This is a genomic window from Enterovibrio nigricans DSM 22720 (assembly GCF_900167155.1).
GTDB classification, from domain to species: domain Bacteria; phylum Pseudomonadota; class Gammaproteobacteria; order Enterobacterales; family Vibrionaceae; genus Enterovibrio; species Enterovibrio nigricans.
The window spans coordinates 1-18,427 of sequence record NZ_FUXU01000036.1 but is presented as its reverse complement, the minus strand read 5'-3'; the positions used below and the strand labels follow the sequence as shown (position 1 = coordinate 18,427).

At 46.8% G+C, this 18,427-nt stretch carries 15 protein-coding genes; 6 read left to right on the top strand and 9 right to left on the bottom strand.

Annotation, left to right across the window (positions count from 1 at the left end; all coding sequences use genetic code 11):
* Positions 1 to 143 precede the first annotated feature (143 nt).
* The 4 genes from B5D35_RS13460 to B5D35_RS13445 form a co-directional block, all read right to left on the bottom strand.
* Positions 144 to 1,469, bottom strand: a complete 1,326-nt coding sequence (locus B5D35_RS13460; RefSeq protein WP_244556599.1) for an ATP-binding protein — start codon at positions 1,467 to 1,469, stop codon at positions 144 to 146.
* 31 nt (positions 1,470 to 1,500) lie between these two features.
* Positions 1,501 to 2,175: a response regulator gene (locus B5D35_RS13455; RefSeq protein ID WP_078753082.1), complete on the bottom strand. Its 675-nt coding sequence runs from the start codon at positions 2,173 to 2,175 to the stop codon at positions 1,501 to 1,503.
* A 117-nt stretch (positions 2,176 to 2,292) separates the two neighbouring features.
* The gene (locus tag B5D35_RS13450) at positions 2,293 to 3,978 is read right to left on the bottom strand and encodes an aspartate:alanine antiporter (protein ID WP_078753081.1); all 1,686 of its coding nucleotides are present in this window, start codon (positions 3,976 to 3,978) and stop codon (positions 2,293 to 2,295) included.
* Between the two features lie 315 nt (positions 3,979 to 4,293).
* A complete protein-coding gene (locus tag B5D35_RS13445) occupies positions 4,294 to 4,557 on the bottom strand; it encodes a GrxA family glutaredoxin (protein ID WP_078753080.1) in 264 nt (87 codons plus the stop codon).
* Positions 4,558 to 4,883: 326 nt separating this feature from the next.
* On the opposite strand from B5D35_RS13445, the gene B5D35_RS13440 reads away from it, so the two are divergent.
* The 4 genes from B5D35_RS13440 (at position 4,884) to B5D35_RS13425 (ending at position 9,598) form a co-directional block, all read left to right on the top strand.
* Positions 4,884 to 6,065, top strand: coding sequence for an iron-containing alcohol dehydrogenase (locus B5D35_RS13440; protein WP_078753079.1), 1,182 nt, complete (start codon positions 4,884 to 4,886; stop codon positions 6,063 to 6,065).
* 158 nt (positions 6,066 to 6,223) lie between these two features.
* Positions 6,224 to 6,946, top strand: a complete 723-nt coding sequence (gene nfsA / locus B5D35_RS13435) for an oxygen-insensitive NADPH nitroreductase (RefSeq protein ID WP_078753078.1) — start codon at positions 6,224 to 6,226, stop codon at positions 6,944 to 6,946.
* Positions 6,947 to 7,379: 433 nt separating this feature from the next.
* Entirely contained in the window at positions 7,380 to 8,603 is a 1,224-nt protein-coding gene (locus tag B5D35_RS13430) for an L-lactate MFS transporter (RefSeq protein ID WP_078753077.1), read from the top strand.
* A 407-nt stretch (positions 8,604 to 9,010) separates the two neighbouring features.
* Positions 9,011 to 9,598 (top strand): RNA polymerase sigma factor, encoded by a 588-nt coding sequence (locus B5D35_RS13425; protein WP_078753076.1) that lies wholly within the window; start codon positions 9,011 to 9,013, stop codon positions 9,596 to 9,598.
* A 79-nt stretch (positions 9,599 to 9,677) separates the two neighbouring features.
* On the opposite strand, the gene B5D35_RS13420 is transcribed toward B5D35_RS13425, so the two are convergent.
* From B5D35_RS13420 to pabB, 4 genes are all read right to left on the bottom strand, one after another.
* Positions 9,678 to 11,039 (bottom strand): L-serine ammonia-lyase, encoded by a 1,362-nt coding sequence (locus B5D35_RS13420; RefSeq protein WP_078753075.1) that lies wholly within the window; start codon positions 11,037 to 11,039, stop codon positions 9,678 to 9,680.
* A gap of 238 nt (positions 11,040 to 11,277) precedes the next feature.
* Positions 11,278 to 12,543: a serine/threonine transporter gene (locus B5D35_RS13415; RefSeq protein WP_078753074.1), complete on the bottom strand. Its 1,266-nt coding sequence runs from the start codon at positions 12,541 to 12,543 to the stop codon at positions 11,278 to 11,280.
* Positions 12,544 to 12,745: 202 nt separating this feature from the next.
* The gene (locus B5D35_RS13410) at positions 12,746 to 13,429 is read right to left on the bottom strand and encodes an NUDIX hydrolase (protein WP_078753073.1); all 684 of its coding nucleotides are present in this window, start codon (positions 13,427 to 13,429) and stop codon (positions 12,746 to 12,748) included.
* 23 nt (positions 13,430 to 13,452) lie between these two features.
* Positions 13,453 to 14,805, bottom strand: a complete 1,353-nt coding sequence (gene pabB, locus B5D35_RS13405) for an aminodeoxychorismate synthase component I (protein ID WP_078753072.1) — start codon at positions 14,803 to 14,805, stop codon at positions 13,453 to 13,455.
* A 292-nt stretch (positions 14,806 to 15,097) separates the two neighbouring features.
* On the opposite strand from pabB, the gene B5D35_RS13400 reads away from it, so the two are divergent.
* On the top strand, positions 15,098 to 16,612 hold the full coding sequence (locus B5D35_RS13400; RefSeq protein WP_078753071.1) for a fumarate hydratase: 1,515 nt from the start codon (positions 15,098 to 15,100) through the stop codon (positions 16,610 to 16,612).
* Positions 16,613 to 16,782: 170 nt separating this feature from the next.
* On the opposite strand, the gene B5D35_RS13395 is transcribed toward B5D35_RS13400, so the two are convergent.
* Positions 16,783 to 17,745, bottom strand: a complete 963-nt coding sequence (locus B5D35_RS13395; protein WP_078753070.1) for an integron integrase — start codon at positions 17,743 to 17,745, stop codon at positions 16,783 to 16,785.
* 234 nt (positions 17,746 to 17,979) lie between these two features.
* Here B5D35_RS13395 and B5D35_RS13390 point away from each other — a divergent pair, with 234 nt between their 5' ends.
* Complete coding sequence (locus tag B5D35_RS13390; protein WP_078753069.1) at positions 17,980 to 18,330, top strand: hypothetical protein; 351 nt, start codon at positions 17,980 to 17,982, stop codon at positions 18,328 to 18,330.
* The last annotated feature ends 97 nt before the right edge of the window (positions 18,331 to 18,427 follow it).

The window sequence follows — 18,427 nt, the reverse complement described above, 5'->3', positions numbered from 1 at the left end:
ACCCCCATGTATGGAAACTTGAGCAAACTTTGTGCCAGTGAATAAGATAGCTGCTGAACGGGGTTTTTGTATGGAAATCAATAAAAAACCGCACTCAATGCGTGCGGTTTTATCAAATTGCATGTCAAAGTGAGAGCGTGTGGCTAACGCGTTTTGGGAAACGTCATGATGAATGAAGCACCTTCGAGAGAGGAGGTAGATGCCTTAATCTGACCATCATAGCTGTGAACGATTTCATCACAAACGGCAAGACCGATACCCGTGCCAGGGTTTAGCTGATCGGCTCTGACGCCTCGTTGGAAAATAGACTCTCTGACGGCTTCAGCAACCCCTGGACCATCGTCTTCAATCATGAGGATATAGTTTTCAAGGGATTCTCTCGACGAAATACGAACCTCGCTGATACAAAACCGAAAGGCGTTTTCCAGTAGGTTGCCAAGCAGCTCAGTTAAATCCGCTTTATTTAGCGGAAGAGAAGGCAATGAAGTGGTTTCCACCGAAATGGTGACGGGTTTATCACCGTAAATCTTGGAAAACATGCCCGTTAAGCTGTCTATGACCGGTCTCAGTTCGGTCTTTTCTCTGACAAGACCTCTGTCACCTACAAGAGCACGTCGTAGTTGGTATTGAACCATGTCATCCATTTGGCTGACTTGCTCTACGATACGCTTGCTAAGGGCGTCGCGGCTTAGTGTACTGTCATCCAGCAGTGCATTGGTGACGGCAAGGCGGCTTTTTAGGCTGTGTGCCAAATCATCCATTGCATGGCGATAGCGCTGAGTCTGCTCTTTTCGCAACTGGATCATTCGATTGAGTGCTTCGGTGACCTCTTCCAATTCTGAAGGGTAATCTAGATCGAGTTTTTCACGTCGAGATTCGGCAATCTCGTGTAGCTCTCCTGCAAGTTTGCGAAGAGGGCTAAAACTCCAATAAGAAGCCGCGTACAAAAGCCCAGTTGCACAGAGGAAGAGCAAGGTGACATAGAACCAAGTTTTGCTCTTAATCTCGGCCATTTTCTCAAGTTGAGGGCTGACCTCGCGAATAACGAAAAAGTTCTCGTTCTTCGAGTGTGTGGCATCAGAAATAACATGAACGACGTATGGAAGGTCTTTATACGTCACTAAATCAGGTTCTGAAATATCAAAAGGAATGGATGAACAAATGTCTTCCATTCCTTTGCCTTTCGCATCCGAAGACATCCATAAAACGGTGTCGTCACGTTGACAAATAAACGCAAGATACTGCGAGGGGGAATCGATGTTTTTGGGCGCTTGCACGATATTGGATCTCGCCAATGCGAGCAGCCTGTCCCTGCGTAATTCACCCACGATATGCGGTACGGCAGTGACAAGATCTGTTGAGTACAGCGCGACATAGCTTTTAATGTAGAGCTGATTAAGTAACAGCCCGAATGCGATGGAAAACACCAAGATTATCGAGATGGAGGTAGCGATAACCCGTTTGTGCATTGGGGGTGTCATTTTTTGCTTCATACGGTAATCAGCTAACGTTGAGTTCGAAAATGTAGCCCTGTCCACGAATCGTGGAGATGGGGTTGTCCTGCCCTGCTTGTGTGAGCTTTTTGCGAAGACGACTCATCATGACCTCAATGGTGTTCGGGTCGCCTTCTTGATCTTGATAGAGCACATCCAGTAAACGCTGTTTTGATACCACTTGGCGATTATGGCGTACCAAGTACTCAAGCAAGTCGTATTCAAATGCGGTCAGCTCAACCGGTGTCTCGTCAACAGAGACTTTTTTTGCCAGCAAATCGATGCTGATCTTATCAGCACGTAACTCGGGCTTAACGAACCCCGCGCTGCGGCGGACCAAGGCGTTGAGTCGTGCGACCAATTCTTCCTTTTGGAAGGGCTTAACGATGTAGTCGTCTGCGCCCGCATCAAGGCCGGATACCTTGTCCTGCCAGTTGGCACGTCCGGTCAAAATGAGGATAGGGGTGCGAACGCCTGCACGGCGAATGTCTTTTATAAGGCTGATGCCGTCTCGATCGGGCAAACCAAGATCGACGATGGCGATGTCGTTAGGGTAGTCCTTCGCGACGAACAAACCCTCTTCGGCATTCGGCGCACAGTGAACTTGATTACCCAGTTCGGAAAGTTCCGTTTTTAAGTGATGGCTCAGGAGGGGGTCATCTTCGACAATCAGGATTCGCATAGCTAACGGCCTCGGAGGAAAAGTAGCGCTATCTTATTAATATTCAGCGAACAGTGTAACGCTGTTCGCTGAATATGGGCTGACTGAATTTACTCGATTGATAACCGAATCGAATTGTTATGTCAGTATCACAAGGAGGGTACCCGCGAAGGTCAGTAATACGTTTGCAATGGCATAAGTACCCGCATAACCCAGCGCTGGGATAGTGCTTCGCGCATGGTGGTTAATCATGTCCATTGCCGGTGCGCAAGTACGTGCACCGATGATGGCACCAAACAGCAAGGCGCGGTTCATGTTAAGCACGTACGCACCCACCAAGTAGGCCAGAATCACGGGTATTACACTCACTGCTAACGCACCCAGCATGATGGTGAAGCCCATTTGCTGCAGGTACTCTAATAAGTTACTTCCCGCGCTTAAGCCCACGCCGACCATAAAGGTCATCAGGCCCAGCTCTTTAAGCATGTTGATTGCACCCTGAGGAACGTAACCAAAAGTAGGGTGGTTAGCACGTAGAAAGCCCAGCAAAATACCAGCAATCAACAAACCCGAAGCGTTACCCAATCCGATGGTCATACCGCCGAAGGTCATGGTGACCAAACCGAAGATCAAGCCAAAAATAAAGAAGGAACAGAACGCCAGCATGTCGGATACTTGGCTGTGAATCGAGATAAAACCGATACGCTCAGCGAGCCCCATAACACGACGTTTCTCGCCACTGACCTGCAATACATCGCCCTTTGACAGCATGATGTTGTGGTCCATTGGCATTTCAATTTGCGCGCGGACAACACGGTTTAGGAAACAGCCGTATTCCGCAAGATTCAAATCTGAAAGACGCTTACCAATAATGGCGTCGTTTTTCACAACGATTTCTTCTTCAACGACGCGAAGGTCGAGAAGATCACGGTCGAAAACTTCTTTACCATTGCGGAACGATGGGTCGAGTCGTGCATGGCTGTCTGGATAGCCTACCAGTGCAATTTCATCACCATCTTGCAAGATGGCATCGCCGTCAGGGTTCGCCAGAATACCGTTACGTCGGATACGCTCAATGTAGCATCCGGTCTGACGATAAATACCGAGTTCGCGCAGGTTCCTGCCATCGACCCAATTGATTAGCTCTGCACCGACGCGATAAGCACGAATAATGGGCAAGTAGACTTTACGTTGTGAGGAGCCACCGAGGCCACGTTCAGCCGCGATTTTTTGCGCTGAGTGTTCGAGGTTCTCTTTTTGTAACTTCGGCATCAGGTTTGCTAACAAAATCAAGCTCACCAGACCCACAAGATACGCTAACGCGTAGCCAACACTTAGGTTGTCTATCATGTCCGCTATTTGTTGTGGCGAATAGTCCACACCTGCGAGACCTGTATTTAATGCATCTTTGGCTCCCACAAGCACAGGGGTTGCGGTTAGTGCCCCCGCCATCATGCCGGTTGCAATACTGCCATCCACGCCAAATTGGTAACGCATCAACAAGGTGATCCCGACCGACGCAATGAGCACGGTAAGCGCAAGGATCAGATAGGATTTACCGTCACGGAAAAAGATCCCGAAAAAGTTAGGACCTGCTTCAATACCTACACAAAAGATAAAGAGCATAAAGCCTATGTTTAGGGCTTCAGGACTAAAGGTGAATCCAGCGTGACCGAAACTCAGTGCTGTGACGAGAACGCCAATAGAGTTACCAAACTGGAAGCTGCCAATACGGATCTTACCGATGGTCAAACCAATCGCAAGAACAACAAATAACAAAAGTATATCGTTTTGAACGAGCAAAGTGTTTACGTCGATGTTCACTTAACTACTTATCCGCGTGCGGGGGAGGGAAATTCTGGTCGGGTATTATACGCATTTGTAGCGAAATGTAATTTAAGAATGCGATAAATTTGGCACTTTAATTCAGGTATTTGTCAGAAGACCAACAGGATATCGTGAAGAATAATTTACATGTGCTTATCGGGTTGAAAATGTGGGTGATTTACGTGATTTTCTCGGGTGAAAATCATCAAGATTGTTGCGTCTTGTCGACCAAGGAAAAAAGGCAAGACAAAGGGAAAGGGAGAGATAAAGAAAAAGCGGCTCGAAAGCCGCTTTTTTCAATCATGCGAATGATTATTCGTACGGACCCAGATTTTCTTTCGCATATGCTTCAAAATCTGTGAAGCCGCCAACGTGATCTTGATCTACAAAAATTTGTGGCACAGTTTCAACTGGCTTACCCACGGTTTTTTCCAGATCAGCTTTACTGATGCCTTCCGCGTGGATGTCTACATAGCGGTAGTTGAAATCGTCGCGCTCAGCTTTTAGTTTGTCTGCCAAATCTTTAGCGCGAACACAAAATGGGCAACCTGGACGACCAAAAATCACTACGAACATAATAATAATCCTATTCTTATCTGCACTGATGTCGTGAGCGCATTCCTTGGGCCACAACATCCTGAAAATCTTGGTTATCACTATGCACTAAGCCGATTTCTATGAAAAGAAGGTTTTGTCTTTTAATTCAATCGAAGAAATCTATCAATCACGTCATTTAGCTCTCTTGCCTGCGATAAGCTCTCTTGCCTGCGATAAGCTCTCTGTGACAGCCTCTGCACATGTTTAAAACAGACGTCGAATAACGGCAGATCACTGCGCTATATCAATTCTCATAGCAGGTACCTGCGCCATCCTAGATTGAGGCCAGTATTCAAGGAGAGACCATGTTTCAGTTCATGACGGCGACAAGGATTATTTTTGGTGAGGGTGCATTAATTAACTCACTGTCCGTAATAAACCAGTTTGGCTACAGTGCGCTGGTCGTTACGGGAACAGATGAACAGAGAGTTTCTCCCCTCCTTAGTTACCTCAAACAACAGAACATTCGTTACCTTCAACTTTCCATCCACGGAGAGCCTTTGATTGCCAAGGTGGAAGAAATGGTAGAGGGGGGGCGTCAGTTTAAACCTGATATGATCATTGCCATCGGCGGGGGCAGTGTGATGGATGTCGGTAAAGCGCTGTCCGGTCTTATTCCAAACCAAGGTAGTGTTTATGACTATGTTGAGGTTGTCGGCCGAGCGCTTCCTATGACGGCAAAGCCGCTTCCCTGCATTACTATTCCTACGACTGCGGGTACGGGCTCTGAAGTAACGCGCAATGCCGTGTTGATTTCAGCACAAGAAAACGTCAAAGCGGCGTTGAGGAGCACTGAGCTTATCCCTGATGTGGCGATTATTGACCCCACGTTAACCTATGGGATGGACAAAACCTTGTCTGCGCGCTGTGGTATGGATGCGTTTACGCATTTGATGGAAGCGTATGTGTGTGGTGAACCGAATCCACTGACAGACATGGTGTGTGAAGAAGGTTTGAGACGGCTTGCTCCTGCCATTATTCACGCCTGTGAAGATGACGATCCAAAGGCTAGGGCAGACATGGCGTTCGCATCCATGCTTGGCGGTATGGCTCAGTCAAATGCAAAATTGGGGGCAGCGCACGGCCTTGCTGCTGCATTGGGAGGGATGTTAGATGCGCCTCATGGTGTGATCACCGCGCAGCTAGCGCCATATGTGATGGCAGAAAACATCATGGCAGCAAGGGATGCTGGCAGAATCAGTCTTCTGAATCGATATCGTCAATTAGCCTGCATTTTGACGGGCCGACATAATGCTGAGCCGAGCGATGGAATTATCTGGGTACAACGCACGTTGAAGCGTTTGGAAATTCCGTCCTTGTGCGATTATGGCTTGTGTGACTCGGCCTTTGAGCAAGCCGCTAAACAAGCCATGAAATCAAGTTCGATTAAAGGTAATGCGCTGCCGCTGAGCGAAGAGAGACTCATGAACATTCTTGAAAGGATGTGTCATCAGGATGAAGTGGCCGACTATCTTATTTTGGAATAGCTACTCATGACATAGCTTTTTCAAAAAATAGCTTCTTTAAGAAAGAGCGTAATGACGGAATATCGAAAGAAGTAGGAAACACTTTTGGTTCCTATAGGTTGTAAGGCGTCCTGGTTCGTGTTGATAATACGATGTAAGCATACAGACTAGGACGCCTTATGACCCCCGTGATAGAGACGCTTCTCTCCCACCGTTCCATTCGTAAATTTGAAGATAAACCACTCACCGAAGAACAAGTGACGGTGATTATTGACTGTGCGCGCGCGGCCTCATCGTCGAGCTTTATCCAATGCACGAGCATTATTCGGGTTATTGATCCGGAAAAGCGTCGCTTGCTGGCTGAATATACAGGTAATCAGGCGTACGTCGCTGAAGCGGCGGAATTCTTTGTCTGGTGTTTAGACTTTAATCGTCACCTTCAAATTAAACCGGATGCGCAATTGGGTTACACAGAGCAAACCTTGATTGGCGCGATTGATACGGCGTTGATGGCGCAAAATGCGCTTGCGGCTGCTGAATCGATGGGATTGGGGGGCGTATATATAGGAGGGATTAGGAACAACCCCGATAAGGTCGCCGATCTGCTTAACCTCCCTGACTATGTTGCTCCCTTATTTGGGCTCTGTTTGGGCTATCCTGCTCAAGATCCTGAAGTAAAACCACGCTTGCCCTCATCACTAATCGTCCATACCGATGAATATCAGCCTATAAATAAAGACGCACTCGCACAGTACGACGAAGTCGTGAGAAATTACTATCGAACTCGGACTGGCGGGACTAAAGAAATGACGTGGAGTGAGCAAATAGATGGCACGCTCGGCAAAGAAGCGCGACCGTTTATAAAAACATTCCTTGAGCGAAAAGGGTTAAGCACTAAATAGCGAACCAAACTCGCCGAATCTTCTCACTTCATGTTATTTGCGTTTGTAACCTTATACCCCACACAGTGTAAACGCAGGTGAGAATATACATTTAACGTCCTTAGTTTTGATATTCAATGGCTTAGGGCGTTTTTTGTTATGACGTGCAACAAGCCTGTTTACATTTTCCGTGTGTGAAATCACTGAAAGGTGAAATTAATTTTACTTTATTCAAACTAGATTTTGATCCAGCTCACTTTCCCTGATAGACTCCGCGCGCTTCTGTCATTCTCACCTCATTTGAAGAATGCCAATATTTATTTAACGCCCAAACCGCATGAAGGTCTATCTATTTGAATAGATGAGACTTTTTTGTTGTTTGGGTTTTTGGTTGGGTGTTGTCGTAGGGCTTTGCCATTGACACCTCTTATAATTGAATTAATTGAGTCGTAACATGAATAAACTGAACAAAGCTACGGGCGTTCTCGCTGCTGGTTTCTTTATCAATATGTGCATCGGCATCCTGTATGCGTGGTCTGTTATTAAACAGTCACTGGTAGAACAGGGTTGGTCTAACGCTGATGCATCTATGCCTTACACCGTCGCAACCATCTGTTTTGCACTTTCTTTGCTGGTGGCGGGTAACTTGCAAGACCGCATGGGTCCTCGTAAAGTTCTGATCTTGGGTACCATCATGGTTGGTATCGGGATGATCATTTCAAGCTTTGCTTCAACACCAATGACTCTGTTGCTAACCTTCGGTGTTGTGACAGGTTGTGGAATCGGTTTCGGCTACGCATGTCTGTCTCCAGCTGCGATGAAGTGGTTCCACCCTTCTAAGAAAGGCATGGTGAACGGCCTGATCGCGGCGGGCTTCGGTCTGGCTGCGGTATATTTGGCGCCTTTGACGTCAACGCTAATCGCCACTTACGGTGTACAACAAAGCTTCCTGATTCTGGGTGTTGGTATCCTAGCAATCGCGGTTCCACTGGCTTGTACCATCAATAACCCGCCTTCTGATTATGTACCAGAAGCACCTGCAGGTTATGTTGCTAAAACAGGCGCTGGCGACAACAACATGGTTTGGCGCCAAATGGTTAAGACCCCACAGTTTTACTCACTGTGGTTGATGTTCGCACTGGCGTCATCAGCAGGTCTGATGGTCATCGGTAACATTACGTCTATCGCAATCAAGCAATCTGACCTGACTCAAGTCGCGTTCTTGGTTGTTGTTCTGTCTATCTTCAACTCTGGCGGTCGTGTTGCCGCGGGCATGTTGTCTGACAAGATCGGTGGTATTAAAACGCTGATGCTTGCTTTCATGATGCAAGGCATCAACATGATGATGTTCGCTACCTACAACACAGAGTTCACTCTGATGATTGGTGCGGCGGTTGCAGGTGTAGGTTACGGAACGCTGCTGGCAGTATTCCCATCTATCACTGCTGACTACTATGGCCTGAAAAACTACGGCGGTAACTACGGTGTGCTTTACACGGCGTGGGGCGTAAGTGGTTTCATTGGTCCTGTTGTTGCTGCAACGGCAGTAGACATGACGGGTAACTACGTTATGGCCTACACCATCTGTGCTGCAATGCTGGCTGTAGCTGTGGTTCTGTCTTTCATCACTAAGCCTGTGAAAGCAAACGCGGCTGAAGGTCAAGAAGCAACAGCGTAATCGCGCTTGCTTTCAAATGTATAAACCCGCTATTCGAGCGGGTTTTTTATTGCTCGAATTTCATATTAATGGGCAAATTCCTCGCGTTAAACCTGCTCTCCTCACTCCAAATCTACTTAGACAATCCATGTAATTTACTGGTCAGACTTCTGTTGATAAGTAATAAAGTGTGTCATCGGTGAGAAAAATGAGACTCGCCAAAAACCTGCTCGCTGTAGGGTAATTGAACGCTGTTCAATTTTAACGTTTATAAGTATTTGATAATGAAGCCTTGGTCAATAATCGCTCATTTTGTACAGTGTTTTTTAACTAAAAATGACGCGAATTCGAATAGAAAACACTGTTTGATTGTTGGCCGAGCTTTGGCTAGGTTGAGTGCACCACTCGAATACCAGGAGGGTATTAACATGCATTCAGTGGATTCAACCTGTTTTCAAAACAGTGAGCGTGAACATATCGAGAAGATTCAAGCGGGGCATCCGAAAGCCCGCACCTACTTTGACCAACTGGTTGCTCGTTATGTTTCACCGTTACATCGTCGATGCATGGCTTGGTTAGGGTGTCCTCATGATGCGGATGACGTATTGCAGGAGACCTTGGTAAGAAGTTACCGTTATATCCATGCCTATCGCGGCGAAGCTGCATTCAGAAGTTGGCTTTATGCCATCGCAGATAATCAATGTCGAAGCTATTTAAAGAAGCGGGCTACGCACTCACAGCGTTTCGTTTCTGAAGAGCTTCAAGAAGAAGCGGGCAGTGAAGATGTTTGTCCGTTGCACACTGATGGAGAGGGTATTACCCGATCTGTGAAATCGTTGGCGAAGAGTGCGCAAGAAGTGCTGGTATTGCGCTTTGAGCATGACTTGTCGCTGGAAGAAATCAGCAATGTGCTTGGGCTGGGGTTAAGTGCAACCAAGATGCGTTTGTACCGCGCCATTGATGCAGCCGAAAAGCATGTGCGTAAAGAAGACCGGGAGGTCTATGCGACAGCTTGAAAAGCGCAGAAATAAACAGAAGACAAAAGAAAACCGCCAACATGGCGGTTTTCTTTTTTAAGCATTCGCTCAGCGGTGATTAGCAAATGACTTTGATTGCCAGACCGCCCTGAGAGGTTTCACGGTACTTAGCGTTCATGTCTTTGCCTGTCTCCAGCATGGTTTCAATAACCTTGTCCAGAGATACGCGTGGCTCAGAAGAGCGGCGCAGCGCCATACGCGTAGAGTTGATTGCTTTCATTGCAGCAATACCATTACGCTCGATACATGGCACCTGTACTTGACCAGCAACAGGGTCACACGTCAGGCCAAGGTTGTGTTCCATGCCAATTTCCGCCGCGATACATACCTGCTGTGGGCTACCGCCCATTAGTTCAGCAAGACCTGCAGCCGCCATTGAACACGCAACACCGACTTCGCCCTGACAACCCACTTCCGCACCTGAGATAGATGCGTTTTGCTTGTACAGGCCACCAACTGCGCCAGATACCGCAAAGTAACGCATGTACTCACGCGGGCCAACGTTCTGGATGAACTTGTCGTAGTACGCCAATACCGCAGGGATAATGCCACACGCACCGTTTGTTGGTGCAGTAACCACACGACCGCCAGCTGCGTTTTCTTCGTTAACGGCAAAGGCAAACATGTTCACCCAGTCAACGACGGCCATAGGGTCATTAGAAAACTTTTCAGATGCAATCAGTTGTTGGCGCAACGCAGCAGCACGGCGCGGAACACGAAGTGGCCCAGGCAGAACGCCTTCATTGCTCATACCACGGTCTAGACACTCGCGCATAGTGCGCCAGATGTTACCGAAGTACGTTTGGATTTCGTCTTCAGAGTGCATAGCACGCATGTTAGACATTACTACAGCACTGATAGACAAACCTGTTTCTTTACAATGGTTCAGCAGCTCTTCTGCGCTGTTGAAATCGTAAGGAACTTTGATTTTGTTTTCGTCTTCTTTGCCGAAGTTCTCAGCATCAACGATGAAACCACCGCCAATAGAGTAATACGTTTTGGTGTAGATTTTCTCTTCACCGACCCACGCGTGGATTTCCATACCATTTTCGTGCAATGGCAGGTTAGACGTGTGGAAGTTCATGCCGCCTTCACGTGGGAAGTCAACAGTGTGGCAGTGCATACCAACAGGAAGACGTTCGGTTTCTTCTACGCGCGCGATAAAGCCAGGAATGCTATCGATATCCACGTGCTCAGGAGAGTTACCTGCCAGACCCATGATGATGGCGATATCAGTGTGGTGGCCTTTACCCGTCAGTGACAGAGAGCCGTAAACATCAACGGTGATCTTGGTTACGTCACGCAGTTTGTCCATGCCACGCAGATCGTCGATGAAAGATTTACCGGCTTTCATTGGACCTACAGTGTGAGAACTAGAAGGGCCAACACCGATTTTGTAAATGTCAAAAACGCTGATCATTTGTCATACCTCAGTCAATGCCCGCTATTTAGTTAGAGCGAGCATTTGGATTCATTTTTCGTTTTCATCCATCCGTGGAGGCGACCAGTTTTCGAACCGGAGAGTTTCCTTGGTTCGAGATTGGAAAGCAAAAAAAGAGCAAGGACGTTAAGCGTATCCTTGCTCTTTTATGTAGGTCGTATTCTATACCCAAGCTACATGAAGGTACAGGCCTCGGTAGCTTGGAAAGAACATTTTATTACGATACGAAACCGTACATGATGGCAGAAATTGCTACCAGACCCATGACTGTCACAAACACGTTGCTCGCTTTACCTGCGTACTTCTGTATGGAAGGTACTTTCTTGATAGCGTACATCGGCATGATGAACAGAATAGTCGCGATGATTGGGCCACCCAGTGACTCGATCATACCCAGAATGCTTGGGTTAATGGTTGCAACAATCCAGCTAGTGATAATCACGAACGCAACGGTAAACATGTCAATTTTCTTCATGTTTACAGGCTTATTGCGTGAACGTAGTTGCTTGATTATTAGACCGTTCAGACCTTCACGTGCGCCCATGTAGTGGCCGAAGAAAGAAGAAACGATAGCAACGAATGCAACGATTGGACCCAAGTAAGAGATGAATGGGCTTTCGTGTTTGTTCGCCAAGTAAGACAGAACCGGCAGGTTTTGTGCTTTTGCTTCTGCCAGATCAGCTGGCGTCAGGCTCAGAACACAAGAGAACACAAACAGCATAACGAAACCAAGCAGCATGCCCGAAGTACGGAACAGGATTTGGTTTGATTTACGCTCAGCGTTTTCACCGTATGCACGTGATTGTGCCATAGAGAACGCAGAGATTGCTGGGCTGTGGTTGAATGAGAACACCAGTACAGGAATCGAAATCCAAATGGTGGTCCAGAAATCGCCCATGGTTGGTACTTGCTGCAGCGCAGACATGTTCCAATCAGGGATTAGGTATACAGACATGAACAGCAGGATAGCGACCAGCGGGTAAACCAGGAACTGAGTCACTTTCAGCATCAGTTTTTCGCCCGCCAACATGACTGACATCATGCCCATGATCAGGATGATAGACAGCACTGAACGTGGCAGAGATTCCATGCCAAGTTGGTGAACCATGAAAGAGTCAACAGTGTTGGTGATACCAACGCCGTAAATCAGAACGATTGGGTAAATCGCAAAAAAGTAAAGCAGAGTGATAAGTTTACCCGCAGTCGCGCCGAAGTGCTCTTCTACAACTTCAGTGATGTCGCTACCTGGCTTTTTAGAAGACAGTACAAAACGTGCCAAGCCACGGTGTGCCAGATAAGTCATTGGACCTACCAGTACAGCCAGAGCAACCAGCGGCCAGAATCCATTAAGACCCGCATTGATTGGAAGGAAAAGAATACCTGCGCCTACTGCAGTTCCGAACAGAGAGAGCATCCAAGTAGTATCTTGCGCAGACCACTTCATTTTGTCAGCGCTGGTTGTCGTTGTGGATTGTGTTGTCATTGATGGTTTACCAATAAAAATACGAAACAGATCAGGATTTGGTGCGTATTGTTGCTATATTTGCATTTAATACAGTGATCGAGATCACTTTATGTGGCATTGGAAACCCGTGCTACTAAATTAATTAGTCTCACTACGCATTCATTTTTTAGGGTTTAAAAAACGTGTTTAATGTCTTTAAAAAAAGTTGATATATTAAAATTTAGTTGAGCGAAAGTTGCTGAGAGAGCGCATGGAGGATTTGTGCGGTAACACCCCAAATAAGGTGCTCACCACACCCCATGGCATAAATGTGATAGGTGTTTCCTCTGACAAGAAAAGGCTGCTTGGTGATCGCGTCACGTCTCATAAACTGAGCAAGTGGTACCTCAAACAGACTGTCCACTTCGTTGCTGTCGAGCGTTGGCGTGTAGTCGGCATCGACAAACATAATCACAGGCGTGACAAGGTAACCGCTCACAGTGGGTAGCGGGGAGAGTCTACCCAGTAAATCTTCGCGCTTTGCAACGATACCGATCTCTTCTTCCATCTCGCGCACTGCAGTTTCGACGATGTCTCTGTCGCTTTTTTCAACCTTGCCGCCAGGAAAGCTGATTTGACTCGGGTGATGCTTTAAGTGACGCGCGCGTTTAGTAAACAAAACGTGTAATTCGCCGTTTCGTTCAGCCAACGCAATGGTCACTGCTGCAGGACGAAAGTGCATATCATCATGACGCTTCATCGCATCAGTGGCGCGCTGAATGACCTTCTTATCGTAATGATAGGCTGGACTTAAGCTAAAACGCTGTGTCAGCCAATGTCGGGAGAGGGGACGCATTGGGCACTGGCGTTTTTCCGACGCCAGTTGACCATTTTTGCTGATGAAGTTTGTGTCCGTCCCTGACATATATATGTGTTTCCTCGCTTACTTTATGAAGACAGTATTGGAAGAATTTTGCTCAATTTATCGAGCGTTTCCTGATATTCGGACTTGGCTTCACTGTCGGCAACCACACCACCACCTGCCCAAGCGTAAATCTGTTCGTTCTGGCAAATCAGCGTACGAATGGTAATGCTGGTATCCATCGTGCCACAACGGCTGATATATCCAATGCTTCCGCAGTACACGCTGCGACGATGAGGTTCTAACTCCTCAATGATTTCCATCGCACGAACTTTGGGGGCACCAGTGATTGAACCACCGGGGAAGCAGGCTCTAAGCAAATCGGATGCGTGTTTACCTTCTGCCAATCTTCCCGTTACAGTACTGACTAAGTGATGCACGGCTGGAAATGTCTCAACATTGAAAAGTTTAGGCACATTTACCGAACCCGGCGAGGCCACACGACCGATATCGTTTCGCAGTAGGTCAACGATCATCAGGTTTTCCGCACGATCCTTCTCTGCCGTTAACAGATCCTCAATATTTGCGCTATCCGTCTCCTTGTCTTCGCTTCGCGGACGCGTACCCTTTATGGGCTTCGTTTCAATCTCCCTGCCATGCAACTGCAGAAAGCGTTCTGGAGACACCGATAAAATGGCCGCATCGTCTAAGCGAATAAAACTCGAGAACGGCGCACCGTTGGCGCCTGCGAGTTTTTCGTAGGCTTCCCATTCACAGCCTTGATACGCGGCTTTGAATCGTTGTGCGAGGTTTATCTGGTAGCAATCACCCGATTTCAAATAGGCCTGTACACGGTTAAATTTTTCAGTGTACGTCTGTTGGGTCATATTTGCCTGCCAGTCACCTTGCAACGAAAAAGGGCTAGTATCAGCGATCGCGTTCGTCATGATCCACGTGAAGCGGTCATGCCCCTTTGGCTGGATAATCACGAGTTTTTTTTCTGTATGATCTGCAATTACTGCCCAGTCATACAGCCCAACGCCCATATCAGGAATGGCGACGTCTTTGAGGGCGAGCTCAGGCAAGGATTCAACTTGTCGGCCAAGGTCGTAACTGAAATAGCCCATAGCCCCCCCCACAAAAGGCCAAGGTTGCATTGGGGCCAGTTCTGGCAGTAATGCACGTTGCAAAGAGCGTAGCTCTTCAAACGGGTCAGATTCAGTGACCGCTTTGCGGCCGTCTCTGTAATCAATGGTGTTCACGCCATTTTCGCTGCAAAGCGTCGCAATAGGGTCTGCGACCAGAATATCGAATCGATTATCTGGGTGTTTGTCTGCTGCAGATTGCAACACCATTGCCCAAGGTTGCGATTGAATACGGGAAAATAAGGACGTGAGTGCTGTTGGCGAGTACTCAAGAAACTGCAGAGTGATTGGCATACGTCTCGATTCAGTCATTTTCGTGTTTTTGTGATCGGCATTGATGCGCTTAATGGCGCTAAATCTGCCGTAAGAGTATCATAATCGCAGGTTTTATGGCGATGAGTGACAAATTTGTTGTGCCTCTCAGAACGCGCAAGCTTGTCCCAATAAGTTACTCTATGCGTAAGGATACAAAAGGTTTCGCCTTCCCGCGCAGCCTTGTCTAAGTTTTAATAAAACATACTGGCAGCTCTACCCGAACCCTACATTCAGGTAGCACCAAGGAAACATAACAATTAAAGAGGCAATTATGACTGTCATTCGTAAGGAAGACGTCATCGACAGTGTCGCTGACGCCCTGCAGTATATTTCTTACTATCATCCTATCGACTTTGTTCAAGCCCTTGAAAAGGCCTACAACAAAGAGAAAAGCCAAGCTGCGAAAGATGCGATCGCACAGATCCTCATCAATTCTCGCATGTCTGCTGAAGGCAAACGCCCAATTTGTCAGGACACCGGTATTGTGACCTGCTTTGTGAACATTGGCATGAATGTTCAGTGGGAGAGCGATTTAACAGTACAACAAATGGTTGATGAAGGTGTTCGCCGCGCATACAACAATCCGGATAACCCGCTTCGTGCCTCCGTAGTGGCTGATCCAGCAGGCAAGCGCTCAAACACCAAAGATAACACTCCCGCCGTTGTTCACATCAACATGGTGCCGGGCGATAAAGTAGAAATTCAAATCGCAGCTAAGGGCGGCGGTTCAGAGAACAAAACCAAGATGGTGATGCTTAACCCATCAGATGACGTGGCAGCGTGGGTTGAGAAAACCCTGCCAACCATGGGCGCAGGTTGGTGTCCACCTGGCATGCTGGGTATAGGCATTGGCGGTACGGCTGAAAAAGCGGCCGTATTGGCGAAAGAATCGCTGATGGAACACATCGACATTCAAGAGCTCATCGACCGTGGCCCACAAAATGCCGAAGAAGAGCTGCGTTTAGACATTTTCAATCGCGTTAACAAACTGGGTATTGGTGCACAAGGCCTTGGCGGTTTGACGACAGTGGTTGACGTAAAAATCAAAACCGCGCCAACCCACGCAGCGTCTAAGCCTGTTTGTATGATCCCTAACTGCGCTGCAACCCGCCATGTTCATTTTACCCTTGATGGTTCCGGCGCGGCTGATCTTCAGCCACCAAAACTTGAAGAGTGGCCAGAAGTGACGTGGGAAGTGGGCGAGAACGTACGCCGCGTTAACCTCGACAACATCACCAAAGAAGATGTGCAAGAGTGGAAGACAGGCGAAACGGTACTGTTGACAGGTAAAATCCTGACAGGTCGTGATGCAGCTCATAAACGTATTCAAGAAATGTTAAACAGCGGCCAAGGCCTGCCTGATGGCGTGGATTTCAATGGACGTTTCATCTACTACGTTGGTCCTGTTGATGCAGTAGGTGATGAAGCCGTTGGCCCTGCAGGCCCGACAACCTCAACCCGCATGGACAAGTTCACCGACATGATGCTTGAAGAAACCGGTTTGATGGGCATGATTGGTAAAGCTGAGCGTGGTCCTGCAACGGTTGAGTCCATCAAACAACACAAAGCGGTGTACCTGATGGCAGTTGGCGGCGCAGCATACCTTGTCGCGAAAGCAATCAAGAAAGCACGTGTCGTCGCGTTTGAAGATTTGGGTATGGAAGCCATCTACGAGTTTGACGTCGTTGATATGCCAGTGACTGTTGCTGTCGATTCAGCCGGTAACAATGCGCACCAAATTGGCCCTGACACGTGGAAAGTGAAAATCGCCGAAATGGAAGGCTAGTTCTTCCTTACATACGCTGAAAAAAACCGCAGTCTGACTGCGGTTTTTCATATAAACATGAAGTACATCATACTTTAAGTGGTTGAAGAGTATTGTCGAAAAAAAACATCATTTATTATAGGGAAAATCAGAGAGTTACTGAGCCATTGTGCTTAGTGGCGGTAGCGTACCTAAATCGCGGATAAAGGGCTTTTCACGCCGTTGGCCCCGTTTTGAAGGATATGTGTATAAATTTGGGTTGTTCGTACGTCTGAGTGGCCAAGCTGCGATTGAACTGTTCTGATGTCCGCGCCGGATTGCAAAAGGTGAGTAGCGAAAGAATGCCGCAAAGTATGTGGTGTTACGTGCTTTGGGATGTTTGCTTTTCTTGCGCATTCTCTTAGTGAGCGTTGAACTTGTTTTTCATGAATGTGATGACGTCTGATGACACCCGTTTCTGGGTCAACGCTGAGCTTGGATGAAGGAAACAAGAACTGCCACAGCAATCTGCGACGCTCAGAAGCATATTTAATTCTGAGCCGATGCGGCATCCATACGCCTTCATAGAGAGGGTTGGCTAAATCGTGTTGCAGTATGTGTTGGACGTTAGAGATTTGATCTTTTAGTTTGAGAGTGAGTTCTGGTGCCAAAGTAACAATGCGATTTTTTGCGCCTTTTCCATCGAACACTTTTATACAGCAATAATCGAAATCAATATCTTTAACGCGTAGCCTCATGCATTCCATTAATCGCAGACCGCTTCCGTACATTAATGCGTAAGGTAAGTAGTGGTTGGCTGGGCATTGTGAAAGCAAAGCTTTAACTTCACTATGAGTCAATACAACAGGCAATTTCTGTTTTCTTTTGCTCGATACAAAATCTAGAGATATGGATAGCGGAGATCTAATGAAATCTCGGTATAGAAAAACCAGCGCGTTTAGTGCAACAGACTGGGTATTAGCAGACACATCTCTTTTATTTACAAGAAAACTAAGATAACGCTCTACTTCTTCGTCTCCCATTTTAGCTGGATGTGTCATGCCATTAAAACGAATGAAGTCAGCAATCCAATGAAGATAGGATTTAACAGTCTTATGTGAGTACTGTTTTGTGTACATCATTTCTTGAATTGCATTAAGAAAGAGAGATTTCATTATTAGTCACCATGGCTGTTTATTTATACAGTACTGATGCGTTTGGTACTTATGCAACAAAAAAGACATTTTGTCCTTTTACCACATCACAGTTTTGTGCGTGAGAAGGGATTTTAATGAAAACAAGGTGTTAGTCAGTGATAGAATCAGTGCATTTGTTATTAAAAGACAAAATATCGTGTTTAAACAGGACATTTTGTCATCTAATACACTGTTATACACTTAGAGGAAAATATGAAAGGTCTATTTTTCAAAAATATTCATGATAGCAAGCTTGTTGATGTCTGGTTTAACTCAGTGAGAAATAGCCTATGGACAAGCGCTGGAATGGTCGTAGCGGTGAGTTCGAATAACGTTATCGCTTGGGCTTTCACGATAATAAGCTATTTGTTTTTGGCTACCCAAGTAACACATGGTACTCGCGAGCCGTATGAGCACCTTAAAAAGATATACATCTATGACAATGATGGAAAGGTATCAAAGTTTGTTTTTGATTTCTTTTTATTCAATTTACGGCTCATGTTGATGTTTATTCCTATTGCACTTGTCTGGTGGGCAAAGGCTACAGGGAAAGTACCTATTTAGAACGTGTATAACAAAGCGTTTAAGACAGATTCCCAACGCATGGCATTTTTCAGGCTTTGTTGCTTAAATCGATGGAACTAAATCTAGAAGCTACGAT